The following is a 15178-nucleotide window of genomic DNA, read 5'->3' on the forward strand; positions in this document are numbered from 1 at the left end:
CGCTCCCGGGTCTGCACACAACGGTTGACGCTGGGGGGAAAATAGATGGCAACGAGGGTGGTTGAGGGGTAGAGTCAGACCCATCACAACACCTCGTGAAGGAAGGGCTGGCGATGAGTCTCGGCCGCGAGATCGACCCCTGGGGCACCAACCCCGGTGACGCGATCGACGGCGCCCTCGAGGCCATCGAGACCGCCCTCCACGAACTGCTCGCGAGCGATCCCGCCTATTGGGGCACCGGCCAGAAGAAGGACCTGCTGGAGCGGTTGGAGAAGCTCCAGGCCCAGCAGGCCGCGTTGAAGCTCCGGGTGCTCGCGGCTGCCGGTGACATCGCGGAGGAGACCGGCGACAAGGATGCCTCCGCGTGGATGCGGGCCGAGCTCCTCCTCGACAAGGGTGTGGCCCGCTCCCAGATCAAGCTGGCGACCAAGGTGGCGAAGTACGACCTCGTCGCAGCCGGTCTGGCCGAAGGTGTGGTGTCTCTGGACAAGGCCCGTGTCATCACCCGGGCGTTGGACAAGGTCCATGCCGACCCGGTCGCGAGTGCCGAGGACCTGGCCCTGGCCGAAAAGCTCCTGGTCGACTACGCGACCCAATTGACGGCGAACGAGCTCCGCATCGTCGGCCGGAAGATTCTGACCGAGGTCGACCCCGCCCGGTTCGAAGACGCCGAAGCCAAGGCCCTCCTCGCCGAGGAGGAACGCGCCCAGCAGAAGACCGCGCTCCGGGTCTGGGACAACCACGACGGAACCGTCGGGTTCGAGGGCGTCTTGCCGACCTCGATCGGGATGCGGTTCAAGCGACTGGTCGAGGCCTACGCCCAACCCCGCAAACAGCAGCTCGTCGCCAAAGGCAGCCCGCTGCCGCCCTGGGAGCGGTTGATGGGCCAGGGGTTCTCCCGCCTGTCGGAGACCCTCGACCCCGCCGCGCTGCCCCGCCACGGGGGCGATGCGACCACCGTGAATGTGGTGATCTCGCTGGAGGAGCTCCGCAAGGACCTCGGGGTCGCCACCCTGGGCTACGACGAGACCAACGGGACCACCATCACCGCCGCCGAAGCCCGGCGGATGGCCTGCAACGCCACCATCATCCCCTGGGTCCTCGGCGGTGATGGTGAGGTCCTCGACGCCGGCCGAGCCAGCCGGTTCTTCCAACCCATTCAACGCAAAGCACTCCGGCTCCAGCAGAAGTGCTGCCAAGCTGAGGGCTGCGACATGCCACCGGAATGGTGCGACGCCCACCACCTCGATCCCTGGGCTGCGGGAGGGAAGACCGACCTGAAGGACGGGGCCTTGCTCTGTCCCCATCACCACCGGCTGGCGCACGCCCCGGCGTACGTGCATGAGCGGTCGCCGGATGGCACCATCCGCTTCACCCGCCGCCCTTAGACCTGGTCGACCACTCGAATGCTAGAACCGGCACAGACGGTTCCGCGATGGCAGGAGGTCTCGTGTCCGACCCGAGCAGCGACGTACGAACATTCGAAGCCCACGCACCCGACGCCGATCTCGACGATCTGCGGGCGCGGCTGGCCGCGGCGCGGCTGCCGGAGCCCGAGACGGTCGGTCACGCGGCGACCGGTCGGCAGCGGTGGGAACAGGGCGTTCCGCTCGACGACCTGGTCGAGATCGTGGACCACTGGCGCACCGCGTACGACTGGCGGGCGTTCGAGGAACGGCTCGACCGGATCGGTCAGTTCCGCACGACCATCGACGGTCTGGGAATCCATTTCCTGCATCGCAGATCCGCCCGGACGGACGCCACGCCGCTGCTCCTGACCCACGGGTGGCCCGACAGCGTCGTCCGGTTCGCCGACGTCGTGGAGGAGCTGGCGAATCCCGAGGACGCGGCCGCGCCGGCGTTCCACATCGTGGTGCCGTCGCTTCCGGGCTTCGGCTACAGCGACAGGCCGGCGGCCACCGGATGGGGGACCGAGAAGACCGCGAGCGCCTGGGTGGAGCTGATGGGACGGCTCGGCTACGACGAGTTCGTGGCCCACGGCGGGGACTGGGGAGGAAACATCACCACGGTGCTCGCCGGCAGGTTCCCGGACCACGTGCTCGGCATCCACACGACGTTCGCGGAAGGGCCGCCCGGACTGACGATGGACGGGCTCACGCCGCCGGAGCGGGCCTGGGCCGAGGGGACCCGCGACTTCTGGCGGCACCGTGCGGCGTACGCGAAGCAGCAGGCGACCCGGCCGCAGACGATCGGCTACTCGTTGGTCGACTCGCCGGTCGGGCTGCTCGCCTGGCTCCTCGACAAGTTCGCCGAGTGGTCGGACACCGAGGACAGTCCGTTCGAGACGATCTCCCGGGACCACATCCTCGACAACGTCACCCTCTACTGGCTGACCCGGACCGGTGCGTCCGCGGCCCGCATCTACTACGAGAGCCACAACGCGCTCGACCCCGCGCTCCGGGTCGAGGTTCCCTCGGCGATCACGATCTACCCCGGCGACGTCGAGAGGTGCCCGCGTCCGTGGGCCGAGCAGCGCTACCGGCAGATCGTCCGCTGGGGCACGCCCTCGCGAGGCGGGCACTTCCCGTCGATGGAGGTCCCCGAGATCTTCGTCCAGGACCTACGCGCAGGCCTCGCGGCCGTGTTGGCCGCTCGGGGACACTGAAGGCATGCGACGGATCGGCGTGCTGGGCGGGATGAGCTGGGAGTCGACGGCGGAGTATTACCGCCTGCTCAACGAGATCACCGCGAAGCGGCTCGGCGGGCTGCACTCGGCGGATCTGCTCGTACGGTCGGTGGACTTCGCCGACATCGAGGAGATGCAGGTGGCCGGCGAGTGGGAGCGGGCCGGGGAGCGCCTCGCCGAGGAGGCGGCGACGCTCAGCGACGCCGGGGCGGAGGTGATCGTGCTGGCCACCAACACGATGCACAAGGTGGCCGGGGCGTTGGAGGAGACGTACGGGGAACGGTTCCTGCATCTGGGTGACACGACGGCGGCCGCGGTCAACGCGTCAGGAGTCGGACGGGTGGGGCTCCTCGGGACCGGCTTCACGATGTCGCAGCCGTTCTACGCCGACCGGCTGCGTGGCCACGGCCTGGAGGTCACCGTCCCCACCGAGCCGGACCAGGAGACCGTCCACCGGATCATCTACGAGGAGCTGTGCCTGGGGACGTTCCTGGACAGCTCCCGGCAGGCGTACCTCGAGGTCATCGATCGTCTCGTCGCCGCCGGCTGCGAGGGCGTCGTCCTGGGCTGCACCGAGATCGAGCTGCTGCTGCCGATCGAGACGTACGCAGGTGTGCCGCTGTTCCCGACGACCAGGCTGCACTGCGAGGCCGCGATCGAGGCGGCCCTCAGCGACTGACTGTGGCCCACTCCTCGGCGAGGATCGCGTAGGAGAGGCCGTCGAGCCAGCCGCGGGTGCGGTGCAGGGAGTCCTTGACGGTATGCGACTCGCGTCGCATCCCGAGCCGCTCCATGAGCCGCCAGGAGGCCTCGTTGTCGGCGAAGCACTCCGCGACGACGCGGCGCAGCCCCAACGGGCCGAAGCAGACGTCCAGCACGGCGCGCACGGCCTCGGTGGCGTAGCCGTTGCCCTGGTGGGTCGGATCGATCGTCCAGCCGAGCTCGGCCTGGGTGCCGTTGGCCCGCTCACGCACCTCGGTCTGCGACCACGGGTCGGTGATCCGCAGCATGAGGTCGCCGACGATGATGCCGTCACGCTCGATCACCAGGGCGGGGCCGATCACGTCGGGACGCTCGAAGACCTTGCGGTAGGCCTCGAGGTCCGCGAACGCGGTCGTCACCCATTCGGCCACCTCGGGAAGCCCTCGGAAGGCCCAGGTCGGCTCGATGTCGGCGGGCACCATCCGTCGGATCACCAGGCGTTCAGTGTGCAGCGGCCACTCGGCCTTCACCAGCGGATCAGGTCGGGTGTCGATCATGCGCCCACCTTCGCACCAACCCGGTCCGGGATGCCACCGAGTTCTTCGGGGAGGCCGCCGGGGAGGCCGGAGTGGCGTACGACCAGGGAGGTGACCGCGCGGGTGAGGCAGACGTAGAGGCGGCGGAGGCCGGTGTCGCGGTCGGGCTCGCCGTCGACGATCCCGACCGGGTCGGAGACGACGACGTGGTCGAACTCGAGCCCCTTCGCCAGCGAGGCGGGTACGAGATCGAGATGCGCGTCGAACTCGGTCTCCTCATCGGCCCTCACCCCGATCTCGGCGAAGGGGAGCCCGGCCTCGGTCAGCTCGGTGCGCACCGCCGCCAGCGAGGCGTCGGGCACGATCAGTCCCACCGACCCGGGGCGCTCCAGGGCGGCCCCGAGCGCCTCCACGACCGATGAGCCGGTGAAGGTCAGGTCACCGCGCGTGCGGCGCACCGCGACCGGCGGCTCCAGGTCGGGGGCGATGTGGGGGAGCAGGCGGGCCGCGTAGGCGATCACGTCCGCCGGCACCCGGAACCCACGGGTGAGCTGCTCGACATGGCCGTCGGGCTTGCCGAGGTGTGTCAGGGCATCTGCCCACGACGAGGAGGCCCACGGCGTGGTCGCCTGGGCGAGGTCGCCGAGGATCGTCAGCGACCCCGTGGTCGAACGGCGGCCGAGCGCGCGCAGCATCATCGCGGAGAGGTCCTGGGCCTCATCGGCGACGATGTGGGCCACCGACGGCGTGCGTTCGAGCAGGTCGGCGATCTCGTCGAGGAGCACCACGTCGGCCAGCGTCCAGCGGGCCGTGCCGGCCGAGCGCGGCGGCTTCTCCCAGAGCAGGCTCTCCTGCTCCGTCTCCGAGAGGAGCCCGTCGGCGACCTCCGCCAGCCAGGCCGCGTCGGTGAACAGCCGGAACAGCACCTTCGCGGGCTTCAGGTCGGGCCAGAGCGCGGCGGCGTAGTCCTTGACCGGCTTGGCCCGCGCCACCGCGTCGTGCACCCGGTCGTCGGGGGAGTCGCCCGAGCGTTCCATCTGAACCAGCACGCGGTGGGCCAGAGCGCGCGGGAGCAGGGCCCGCGCCGCGGCGTACCTCAGATCGTTGGCGCGCAGCCCTTCCAGCGCCTCCTGTGCCTCTGAGGTCGGCACCCGCCAGCGCCGCGAGCCGCGCGGTACGACCAGGGCCTCCTCCGGCGATCCGACGTGGGACCAGACCGCCCGGCTGAGCAGCTCGGCCATGCGTACGTCGCCCTTCAGCGTCGCCACCGCGGCCGGCTCCTGCGCGCGGACGCCGCCGTGGCTCTGCCCGTTCTCGGCAACCAGCTGGTCGATCGTCGCCTGCTTGGCCTGGATCTCGCCGAGCGCGGGGAGCACGTCGCGGATGTAGCGCAGGAAGGAGGCGTTCGGACCGACGATCAGGACGCCTCGCCGGGTCAGCTGGTCGCGGTGCGCGTAGAGGAGGTACGCCGCCCGGTGCAGCCCCACGGCCGTCTTCCCCGTGCCCGGCGCACCCTGCACGACGATCGTCTGCGACAGGTCGGCGCGGACCAGGACGTCCTGCTCGGGCTGGATGGTGGCGACGATGTCGCGCATCGGCCCCACGCGCGGCCGCTCGATCTCGGCCTCCAGGATCGCCGAGTGCTCCTGGCCGGCCCCCACTTCGGTCAGCGCCTCGTCCTCGAACGCCGTCAGGTCCCCGTGGGAGAACCCGTAGCGCCGCCTCCGCGCGAGCCCCATCGGCTCGGTCCGCGACGCCCGGTAGAACGGGACGCTGACCGGAGCCCGCCAGTCGACCACCATCGGGTCGCCCGCGCTGTCGGAGATGTGGCGCCGCCCGATGTGGAAGGACTCGCCTCCCACGGCAGCGGTCCGGTCGATCCGGCCGAAGAAGAGCGGTACGTCCGGATCGTCGGCGAGCTGCTCCAGCCGGCGCGCGAGGGTGGCGTCGAGGATCTCGGCACTGACCCAGTTGCCGGCCGTGGAGGAGTCCAGCGACTCCACCTTCTTCCGCATCCGGGCCAGATCGTTCCGGGAGGCGGCCAGATGGGCGCGCTCCGCGCCGAGGTCGTCTACGGGCATGGCTGTTTCATCGCTTCTCCGTCAGCGGCAGGTTTCGATGGGGGCGCGGGGTCAAAGGCTCCAACATAGGCGACCACGGAGTGGGCGCCCAACTGGTTATCGCTGACGGCGTTGGGCATCAGGAGGCACAATTGGAGCGTGAGCCTGTTCGATCGCTTCCGACGCCGCGGGACGCGCATGAGCCGTCCGACGGGCGAGAGCTACACCGGATCCACACGTGTGCGCGCCGCGGACTCCGCCGGCCAACAGCATCTCGAGCAGTTCGTGAAGACCCGACGGGGGGTCGAGGGGTTCGTCGAGCCGCGCACCGTCGTCAGCGAGGTGACCCTGCTGCTGGTCGCGCACGACGGCGAGTGGACCCGGCGGCGCGTGCCCTCGGCGCAGTGGGCGCACAAGTTCGCCAACAAGCACCAGGTCCCGTCCTACGACGCCGCGGTGGTCGGCGTACCGCAGCGGATGCGCGACTACAACCGGCGCCAGAGGCAGCAGGGTTGATGCGTTACACCTTGATCTAGGCTTTGCCGACGTGGGTGAGGACCTGATGATCTCGGCGCGCGGGCTGCGCAAGTCCTTCGGCGACTTCGAGGCGGTACGCGGCATCGACGTGTCCGTCCGCCCCGGCGCGGCCTTCGGATTCCTGGGACCCAACGGCGCCGGCAAGTCCTCGACGATGCGGATGATCTGCTGTGTCTCGCCGCCCAGCGGGGGAGAGCTGCGGGTCTTCGGGATGGATCCGGCCAAGGACGGGCCGAAGATCAAGGCGCGGCTCGGGGTGTGCCCGCAGGAGGACACCCTCGACGTCGAGCTCAACGTCTACGACAACCTCTTCGTCTACGGGCGCTACTTCGGGCTGCCGAGGGCCGAGGTGAAGGGCCGGATCGAGGAGCTGCTCGACTTCGTCCAGCTCACCGACAAGGCCAAGTCCAAGGTCGACGACCTCTCCGGCGGCATGAAGCGACGGCTGACGATCGCCCGGAGCCTGATCAACCGACCCGAGATCCTGGTGCTCGACGAGCCGACCACCGGCCTGGACCCCCAGGCCCGCCACGTCATCTGGGACCGGCTCTTCCGGCTCAAGCAGGCGGGCGTGACCCTGCTGCTGACCACCCACTACATGGACGAGGCCGAGCAGCTGTGCGACGAGCTCGTGGTCATGGACCAGGGCCGGATCGTCGCCCACGGGACGCCGCTGGGACTCATCCAGCAGCACTCCACGCGCGAGGTCGCCGAGCTGCGGTTCGGCGTCGGTGAGCACGAGGCGCTGGCGGCCAAGGTCGAGGACCTCGCCGAGCGGGTCGAGGTGCTGCCCGACCGGCTGCTGCTCTACAGCGACGACGGCGAGGCGGTGATCGAGGCCGTCCACAGCCGTGACCTGTCGCCGGTGGCCACCCTCGTTCGGCGTTCCTCGCTCGAGGACGTCTTCCTGCACCTGACCGGCCGGACCCTGGTGGACTGATGACCGACTACGCCGACTCGGCACCGGCGACCCCGCCGACGGCTCCCGCCGGGCTGGTCTCCGGCGCGCTGCGGATGGGTGACTACTGGCTCACCGTCCTGGCGCGCACCTGGAAGGGCGGGGTGATCACGACCTTCGTGACGCCCTTCTTCTACGTGCTGGCGCTGGGCGTGCTGCTCGGGGAGTTCGTGGAGGCCGATCCGGCCACTCTCGAGGGTGCCGAGTCCTATCTGGCGTTCGTCGCGCCGGGCATGGTCGCCGCGCACGCGATGACGATCGCCTTCTCGGAGATGACCTATCCGGTCTACGGGATGGTCAAGTGGCAGCGGATCTACTTCTCGATGATCGCCTCGCCGCTCACCGCGTCCCACATCGTGCTGGCCCAGCTGGGCTTCCTGATGCTGCGTACGTTGTTCGCCTGCGGGGTCTTTCTGCTGGTCCTGGCGCCTTTCGGGGTCTTCGAGACGTGGTGGGGCGTGCTGACGGCGTGGTTGGTGCAGGGGCTGGTCGTGCTGGCCTTCGGGACGCCGGTGCTGCTGTTCTCGCTCTCGATCAAGGGCGAGGAGTCCTTCGCGCTGATCTTCCGGCTGGGGATGATCCCGCTGACGCTGTTCTCCGGCACGTTCTTCCCCGTCGCCAACCTCGGGCCGGTGCTGGAGAAGGTCGCGATGGCCTCGCCGCTGTGGCAGGGGGTCAACCTGACCCGGATGCTCGCGCTGGGCGAGATCGACTGGGCGCTGGCCGCTGTCCACGTCGGCTATCTCGGGCTGCTCGCGGGCGTGTGCTGGTGGCTCGCGGTGCGCAGGCTGGGCGAGAGGCTGGTCTCCTGAGATGGCGCTCTTCACCGCCGCCATGGGCGCCACCGTCGCCCGGCCGCTGCGGGGCGGCGAGGCCGCTCGGCTGCTGCTGTGGCGCAACATCCTGGTCTACCGGCGCGCCTGGCTGGTGTTCATCACCGGCTTCCTGGAGCCGGTCTTCTACCTGTTCTCGATCGGCATCGGTGTGGGCGCGATGGTGGTCGGCTTCGAGTACGCCGGGAAGCCGGTCGACTATCGCGAGTTCGTCGCCCCCGGGATGATCGCCGCCTCGGCGATGAACGGGTCGCTGCTCGATGCGACGTTCAACTTCTTCTTCAAGCTGAAGTACAACAAGCTCTACGACCAGATGCTGGCCACCCCGCTGCGTACGGTCGACATCGCGGTCGGCGAGATCCTCTGGAATCAGCTGCGCAGCGGGATCTACGTCACCGCGTTCCTGCTGATCATGGTCGCGATGGACCTGGTCCACTCCTGGTGGGCGCTTCTGGTGGTCCCGGCGGCGTTGCTCATCGGGTCGGCCTTCGGGGCTGTCGGCATGGCACTGACGACCTACATGACCTCCTGGCAGGACTTCGAGAAGGTCACCCTCGCGATGATGCCGATGTTCCTGTTCAGCGCGACCTTCTTCCCGGTCACGGCCTATCCGGAGTGGTTGCGCTGGATCGTCGAGGTCACGCCCCTCTACCGGGGTGTCGTGCTCTGTCGGGAGCTGACGCTCGGGGTGCCGTCGTGGGGCTCGCTGGTCTCGGTGGTCTACCTGCTGGCGTTCGGCGCGATCGGCCTCGTCGCCGTGCGGCGCCGGCTCGACTCCCTACTGCTCACCTGAGCGGCAGCAAGTCGCGTCTCAAGGGCAGGATCTCCCTCGTGAGGTTTCTGGTGGGCCGTCAAGATTGACCTCATGACCTATGAAGCGATCACGCCCGACACCAAGGACTGGACCTGGGTACTCGACCGGCCCTGCCCCGAGTGTGGCTTCATCGCCGGTGCCGTGACCGCGGACCAGCTCCCCGAGATCGTGCGGGACAACGCGACCTACTGGGAGATCTACCTGGCCGCCGAGAACGCGCGCGACCGCCCCCGTCCCGGGGTGTGGTCGGCGCTGGAGTACGGAGCACACGTACGCGACGTGCACCGGATCTTCGGCGAGCGGCTGCAGCAGATGCTGACCGAGGACGAGCCGCTCTTCGCCAACTGGGACCAGGACGTGACCGCCCGCGAGGACGACTACGCCGGCCAGGACCCGGCGGTCGTCGCGGAGCAGCTGATGGACGCCGCCGACGAGATCGCCACGATCTACGAGAAGGTCCCGCCGGACGCGTGGGGTCGCCGCGGGACCCGGTCCAACGGCGACGTGTTCAGCGTCGAGTCGCTGGGCCGCTACCACCTCCACGACGTCGTCCACCACCTGTGGGACGTACGCTCGGCCGCCAAGCGGGCGACCGTCGCTGCCTACGACGCCGGCGTCGCGACGTACGTCCAGGGCAGCTCGTTCTCCGAGGAGAACCGCTCGGTCCTGGACAGGTTCCTGGCCGTGCTCGAGGACGGCGACCACGTGCTCGAGATCGGCACCGGGCCGGGCCACGACGCGAAGGCCCTCGAAGCCGGGGGAGTGCGGGTGCGGCGCACCGACATCAGCGAGGGGTTCGTGGCGCACCTGCGCAAGCAGGGGTACGCCGCTGCCTGCCTGGACCCGCTGGTCGACGACCTGCGCGACCCGGTCCACCCCGACGTCCCCTATGCCGCGGTCTGGGCCTCGGCGACGCTGTTGCACGTGGCCCGCGACGACCTCGGGACGGTGCTCGCCCGGCTCGCCGAGGTGACCCGTCCCGGCGGTGTGCTGCACGTGTCGATGAAGGAGGGCGACGGCGAGGAGTGGACCGAGCGCGGTCACATCGAGGCTCCCCGGCTCTTCGTCTACTGGCGCGAGGCCGCGCTCCGCGAGGCGCTGGCCGAGGCCGGCTGGGAGGTGCTCGAGGTCGGGCACGCCGACGGACGCCTCGGCGACGTCTGGCTCGACGTCCTCGCCCGCCGGCCCGACCGAGCCTGAGTAGCATTCGGGGCGATGAGACACACGGAGTTCTGGTCCCGGATGGACGATGCGCTCGGCGCGGGCTACGCGCGAGCGTGGGCACGTCAGTTCGTCATGGGCGACCTGAGCGGGCGCACCGCCCAGGAGGCCCTCGACGACGGCGTCCCGCCCAAGGAGGTCTGGGCCGCGGTCTGGAAGGCCCTGGAGCTGCCGGCGCGTGAGCGGTGACGCTGGTCGCTCCGGCCACGGTGGCCGCGGTCCAGAAGCGCACCATCCTCACCCTGGTCGCCACCCAGGCGGTCGGCGCGATGGGCATCACGATCGGCATCGCGACCGCCTCCCTGTTGGCGCGCGACCTGTCCGGCTCGGAGTCGATGGCCGGCCTCTCCCAGACGACGCAGGTGCTCGGCGCCGCCGTCGCTGCCTACGTCCTGGGGCGGGTGATGGACGCGCGCGGGCGCCGGTTCGGGCTGCTGGCGGGCTACCTGCTCGGGGCGGCCGGTGGGCTGCTGGCGGTGCTGGCCGGCGGGGTCGGCTCGATGACCTTGTTGCTGGTCGGAGCGGTGCTGCTGGGCGCGACCACCGCGGCGAACAACGGCGCGCGCTACGCCGCCACTGACCTGGCACCTGCCAGGAGCCGTGCGCGGGCGCTGTCGGTCGTGGTCTGGGCGACCACGTTCGGCGCGGTGATCGGCCCCAACCTGACCGGCGTCGCCGAGATCTTCTCCGACGCCGTCGGCATCCCGGCCCTCACCGGGCCGTTCGCGATCGGATCGATGGGGATGCTGGCCGCCGCGCTGGTGGTCGGGGTCTTCCTGCGACCCGACCCGCTGCTGGTCGCCCGGGAGGGCGCGCCGGCCACGGAGCCCTCACCGGTGGTCGAGCCTGTCGAGACCACCAGCTGGCGCCGCGCGATCGCCGTCATCCGGGAGCGGCCCGCGCTCGCGGCGGCGGTCGTCGGGCAGGCCGCGGCACACGCCACGATGGTGGCGGTGATGGTGATGACCCCGCTCCACATGGAGCATGGCGGCGCCGGCCTGGAGATCATCGGACTGGTGATCAGCGGGCACGTCCTGGGCATGTTCGCCTTCGCGCCCATCGCCGGCTGGCTGGCCGACCGCGTCGGCCGGGCCGACGTGATGGCGCTGGGCGGCGGGGTGCTCCTGGTGTCCCTGGTCCTGTGCGCCGCGGCGCCGCAGGGCAGCTCGGGGCGGATCTTCGTCGGGCTCTTCCTGCTCGGTCTCGGCTGGTCGCTGGCCACGATCGCGGCGGCCACCTCGGTCGCCGACAACACCCCTCTCGAGGTGCGCGCCGACGTCCAGGGCACCGCCGACCTGATCATGGGCGTCGCCGCGGCCGCCGCCGGGGCGGTGTCGGGCGTCGTCGTCGACCTGGCCGGATATCCGGCACTCGCGCTCGGCACGATCCTGCTGGTCGGGGTGCTGTTCGGGGCTGCGTACGTGGCTCGTCGGGCGGCCTGACGAGTTCTCCTCGGCTGAGGTACGACGGGACGTTCTGGTCGGTCTACCGTCTGGTAGCCGACAAGAACGTCCCGTCGTATGTCGACGGTCAGCCGAGGAGCTTCTCCATCGTGTCGATCTCGGTCGACTGCGACTCGATGATCGTCCCGGCCAGGTCGACGGCGGGCTTGAACCGGCCCTCGTCCTGCTCGGTTTCCGACATCTCGACGGCACCCTCGTGGTGCTCGACCATCATCTCCAGCCACATGTCGCCGAACTCGGCGTCCGAGGCGTTCTCCAGGGCGTCCATGTCCTCGCCCGACATCATCCCGGGCATGTCGTCGGCCATGCCCTCCATGGAGTCGGACATGCTGCTGTCGTCGTCGCCATGGCCCTCGTGGCCGCCGTTGACGTGGTCGCGCATCGTGGCGGGCACCTCCTCGCCCCACTCGCGGAGCCAGCTGGACATGGTCTCGATCTCGGGGCCCTGGGCTGCGCGGATCGCCTCGGCCAGCTTCTCGACCTCCGGGTCGAGCTTGCGGTCCATGGTCAGGTCGACCATCGAGATCGCCTGGGCGTGGTGCTGGATCATCTCGGTGGCGAAGGCCACGTCGGCCTTGTTGTGCTCGGTCTCCGAGAGCTGCTGAGGCTGGGTGGTCTCCTCGCTGCCGCCACAGGCGGACAGCGTCAGCAGCACGGCCAGGCCGGCTGCCGCCCAGGTCGTGCGGATGAGGGGTCGTTGCGTACGCATCGTTGTTTCTCCTTGTCAAGTGCTGTTTTCGGGGTCCGCGGAGGGACCGCTCAGCACCTGATGACGGAGAAGGCCCACTCCGGTGGCGGGCCGGTCGCGGGATGCGCGAGGAAGGGTGTGGACCCGGCGGTCCGGGACCGGAGGTGGGTGTGGGCGAACCACCAGGCAGGAGTACGCCGCCACAGCCCGCTGAGGAGCAGCGCGCCGGCAGCGAGCAGGAACGCCGCGCACAGCATCATCGCGGTATGTCCGTCCCCGCCCTCGTTACCGGTGTGGTCGGCGGCACCGGCGGCCGCGTGGTCGAGAGCGTGGGTGTGCTCCACGTGCGCGGCGGGCAGGCTCAAGGTGCCGTGCTCGCCGTCCGAGCCGGTGCCGTGCAGGCTCAGCGCGTGCATGGCCAGCAGGCCGGCGACCGTGACCACGACCGCCGCCAGCAGACCGGCGCGCGCAACCACCCGGGTCGCCCGCTGCCGTCCTCGCACTGCCGTCAACACACCGCACACCTTAGGGAGTCGTCCGCGGTTGGACAAAGCCGGCTCCCGAGGGGATAACCCTTGCGATGACATACCCCCATGGGGTATGAATTGGGACGTAGGAACACCGAACGATCGAGCAAGGGAGCGACATGACGTCGCATGACGAGCACCTGCACGCCGGGCACGACCACGCCGGACATCAGCACGCGATGCACGGGGGTCACGGCGACCACTCCGCGCACGGAGGCGGATCCGGGGTGAACGCGATGGCGGCCAGCGCCACGCTGCACTGCCTCACCGGGTGCGCGATCGGCGAGATCGCCGGACTGATGATCGGCACCGCGATCGGGCTCAGCACTGGATGGACGATCGCCCTGGCCGTCACGCTCGCGTTCGTCTTCGGCTACGCCCTCTCGACGCTGCCGCTGCTCAAGTCGGGCCTGGCCGTCGGTGCGGCGCTCAGCGTCGTGCTGGCCGCCGACACCCTCTCGATCGCCACGATGGAGCTGGTCGACAACCTGGTCATGGCGCTCATCCCCGGCGCCATGGAGGCCGGGCTCGTCAACGTCGTGTTCTGGATCGGGATGATGATCGCTCTCGCCGTCGCCTTCGTTGCCGCCTTCCCGGTCAACCGCTACCTGCTCCAGCGGGGCAAGGGGCACGCCCTGACGCACGAATATCACGGTGCGGAGCCTGTTCAGGAGGGCGTACGCCGCTTCATCCCGTCCTTCTCCAGCGGTGCTCTGGCGGCGGTGATCATCGCTTTCATGCTCGGTGGTCTGTCGGTCGCCGTCGCCGACGAGATGGGTGGCGGCTCGGCTCCCGCCGAGGAGGTCGAGATGCAGGGCCACTGAGGATCCGATGACCTCGACACGCCCGAACAGGTGTTCACATCGAACGCTTGTTCGGGCTAGTGTGTGGTAGTAGGTGGAGCGTGGTTCGTGCTATCGCCCAGGCAAAAACCGGGTCGTGAAACACCGTGCCAGAGGGTCCCGTTCAAAACTGTCGGTGGTCCCGTCTAGCGTCTGCCTTGATGACGACGAAGACACGTGGACAAGCGGCAGGCAAGGGGAAGAAGTCTGCCCCTCAGGAAGGAAAGAACATGGCGGCAGGTGATCGCGAGAAGGCATTGGACGCCGCTCTCGCCAACATCGAGAGGCAGTTCGGCAAGGGCTCGGTCATGCGGCTGGGCGATGAGACCCGGGCTCCGCTGGAGGTGATCCCGACCGGCTCGATCGCGCTCGACGTGGCGCTGGGTCTGGGCGGTCTGCCCCGCGGGCGGGTCGTGGAGATCTACGGTCCGGAGTCCTCGGGTAAGACGACGGTGGCGCTCCACTCGGTCGCCAGCGCGCAGCGCGCCGGCGGCATCGTGGCCTTCATCGACGCCGAGCACGCGCTCGACCCGGAATACGCGAAGAACCTCGGCGTCGACACCGACGCCCTGCTGGTCTCCCAGCCGGACTCGGGTGAGCAGGCCCTGGAGATCGCCGACATGCTGATCCGCTCGGGTGCGCTCGACCTGATCGTCATCGACTCCGTCGCGGCGCTGGTGCCGCGGGCCGAGATCGAGGGCGAGATGGGCGACAGCCACGTCGGCCTCCAGGCTCGACTGATGAGCCAGGCGCTGCGGAAGATGACCGGTGCGCTGAACAACTCCGGCACCACCGCGATCTTCATCAACCAGCTGCGCGAGAAGATCGGCGTGATGTTCGGCTCGCCCGAGACCACGACCGGTGGTCGCGCGCTGAAGTTCTACTCCTCGGTGCGGCTCGACGTGCGCCGGATCGAGACGCTCAAGGACGGCACCGACATGGTCGGCAACCGCACCCGCGTCAAGGTCGTGAAGAACAAGGTGGCCCCGCCGTTCAAGCAGGCTGAGTTCGACATCATGTACGGGAAGGGCATCTCCCGCGAGGGCGGCCTGATCGACGTCGGTGTCGAGGCTGGCCTGGTCCGCAAGGCCGGTGCTTGGTACACCTACGAGGGTGACCAGCTCGGCCAGGGCAAGGAGAACTCGCGCAACTTCCTCAAGGACAACCCCGACCTGGCCAACGAGCTGGAGAAGCGGATCCTGGAGAAGCTCGGCGTCGTGCCGACGGTCGACGCCCCGGCTGACGGCGAGGCGCCCGCGGCCGAGCCCGCCGGCGTCGAGGACTTCTAGGTCCGTCTGACTCGTGGCTTCGTCGAAGCGTGACCGCTCGTCCACCCAGGATCCCTGGGTG

General features: G+C 69.7%; 16 protein-coding genes. 12 read left to right on the plus strand and 4 right to left on the minus strand.

Going from position 1 to position 15178, the window contains the following annotated elements; genetic code table 11:
- The first annotated feature begins 113 nt into the window (after positions 1-113).
- The 3 genes from ACFU7D_RS23510 to ACFU7D_RS23520 all read left to right on the plus strand — a co-directional run bounded on the left by ACFU7D_RS23510 (position 114) and on the right by ACFU7D_RS23520 (position 3326).
- A complete protein-coding gene (locus tag ACFU7D_RS23510) occupies positions 114-1388 on the plus strand; it encodes a DUF222 domain-containing protein (RefSeq protein ID WP_378871842.1) in 1275 nt (424 codons plus the stop codon).
- Between the two features lie 62 nt (positions 1389-1450).
- Positions 1451-2626, plus strand: coding sequence for an epoxide hydrolase (locus ACFU7D_RS23515; protein ID WP_378871844.1), 1176 nt, complete (start codon positions 1451-1453; stop codon positions 2624-2626).
- A 4-nt stretch (positions 2627-2630) separates the two neighbouring features.
- The gene (locus tag ACFU7D_RS23520; RefSeq protein WP_378871847.1) at positions 2631-3326 is read left to right on the plus strand and encodes an aspartate/glutamate racemase family protein; all 696 of its coding nucleotides are present in this window, start codon (positions 2631-2633) and stop codon (positions 3324-3326) included.
- Here ACFU7D_RS23520 and ACFU7D_RS23525 read toward each other — a convergent pair.
- Both ACFU7D_RS23525 and ACFU7D_RS23530 read right to left on the minus strand, forming a co-directional pair.
- On the minus strand, positions 3316-3906 hold the full coding sequence (locus tag ACFU7D_RS23525; RefSeq protein WP_378871850.1) for a GNAT family N-acetyltransferase: 591 nt from the start codon (positions 3904-3906) through the stop codon (positions 3316-3318). The genes ACFU7D_RS23520 and ACFU7D_RS23525 overlap by 11 nt on opposite strands.
- Positions 3903-5966, minus strand: a complete 2064-nt coding sequence (locus tag ACFU7D_RS23530) for a HelD family protein (protein WP_378871852.1) — start codon at positions 5964-5966, stop codon at positions 3903-3905. The genes ACFU7D_RS23525 and ACFU7D_RS23530 overlap by 4 nt, the downstream gene beginning before the upstream one ends.
- Before the next feature lie 138 nt (positions 5967-6104).
- Here ACFU7D_RS23530 and ACFU7D_RS23535 point away from each other — a divergent pair, with 138 nt between their 5' ends.
- The 7 genes from ACFU7D_RS23535 to ACFU7D_RS23565 all read left to right on the plus strand — a co-directional run bounded on the left by ACFU7D_RS23535 (position 6105) and on the right by ACFU7D_RS23565 (position 11750).
- A complete protein-coding gene (locus ACFU7D_RS23535; protein ID WP_378732531.1) occupies positions 6105-6461 on the plus strand; it encodes a hypothetical protein in 357 nt (118 codons plus the stop codon).
- A 46-nt stretch (positions 6462-6507) separates the two neighbouring features.
- The gene (locus tag ACFU7D_RS23540; protein WP_378871866.1) at positions 6508-7422 is read left to right on the plus strand and encodes an ABC transporter ATP-binding protein; all 915 of its coding nucleotides are present in this window, start codon (positions 6508-6510) and stop codon (positions 7420-7422) included.
- On the plus strand, positions 7422-8252 hold the full coding sequence (locus ACFU7D_RS23545; protein ID WP_378871855.1) for an ABC transporter permease: 831 nt from the start codon (positions 7422-7424) through the stop codon (positions 8250-8252). The genes ACFU7D_RS23540 and ACFU7D_RS23545 overlap by 1 nt, the downstream gene beginning before the upstream one ends.
- Position 8253: 1 nt before the next feature.
- Positions 8254-9066, plus strand: coding sequence for an ABC transporter permease (locus ACFU7D_RS23550; protein WP_378871857.1), 813 nt, complete (start codon positions 8254-8256; stop codon positions 9064-9066).
- Between the two features lie 72 nt (positions 9067-9138).
- Entirely contained in the window at positions 9139-10287 is a 1149-nt protein-coding gene (locus tag ACFU7D_RS23555; protein WP_378871859.1) for a methyltransferase domain-containing protein, read from the plus strand.
- Positions 10288-10302: 15 nt separating this feature from the next.
- A complete protein-coding gene (locus tag ACFU7D_RS23560; protein WP_378732538.1) occupies positions 10303-10497 on the plus strand; it encodes a DUF3046 domain-containing protein in 195 nt (64 codons plus the stop codon).
- Positions 10494-11750, plus strand: a complete 1257-nt coding sequence (locus ACFU7D_RS23565) for an MFS transporter (RefSeq protein WP_378871861.1) — start codon at positions 10494-10496, stop codon at positions 11748-11750. Before ACFU7D_RS23560 ends, ACFU7D_RS23565 begins: the two co-directional genes overlap by 4 nt.
- Positions 11751-11838: 88 nt before the next feature.
- Here the strand turns inward: ACFU7D_RS23565 and ACFU7D_RS23570 are convergent, their stop codons facing one another.
- Entirely contained in the window at positions 11839-12480 is a 642-nt protein-coding gene (locus ACFU7D_RS23570) for a DUF305 domain-containing protein (RefSeq protein WP_378871862.1), read from the minus strand.
- A 50-nt stretch (positions 12481-12530) separates the two neighbouring features.
- On the minus strand, positions 12531-12974 hold the full coding sequence (locus tag ACFU7D_RS23575; RefSeq protein WP_378871863.1) for a hypothetical protein: 444 nt from the start codon (positions 12972-12974) through the stop codon (positions 12531-12533).
- Between the two features lie 131 nt (positions 12975-13105).
- Here ACFU7D_RS23575 and ACFU7D_RS23580 point away from each other — a divergent pair, with 131 nt between their 5' ends.
- Positions 13106-13810 carry a DUF4396 domain-containing protein gene (locus tag ACFU7D_RS23580; protein WP_378732546.1) on the plus strand — a complete coding sequence of 235 codons (705 nt, stop codon included), beginning with the start codon at positions 13106-13108 and terminating at the stop codon, positions 13808-13810.
- A gap of 248 nt (positions 13811-14058) precedes the next feature.
- Positions 14059-15117: a recombinase RecA gene (recA, locus tag ACFU7D_RS23585; protein WP_091040930.1), complete on the plus strand. Its 1059-nt coding sequence runs from the start codon at positions 14059-14061 to the stop codon at positions 15115-15117.
- Positions 15118-15178: the final 61 nt, after the last annotated feature.

This window comes from Nocardioides sp. NPDC057577, assembly GCF_042801335.1.
Lineage (GTDB): Bacteria > Actinomycetota > Actinomycetes > Propionibacteriales > Nocardioidaceae > Nocardioides.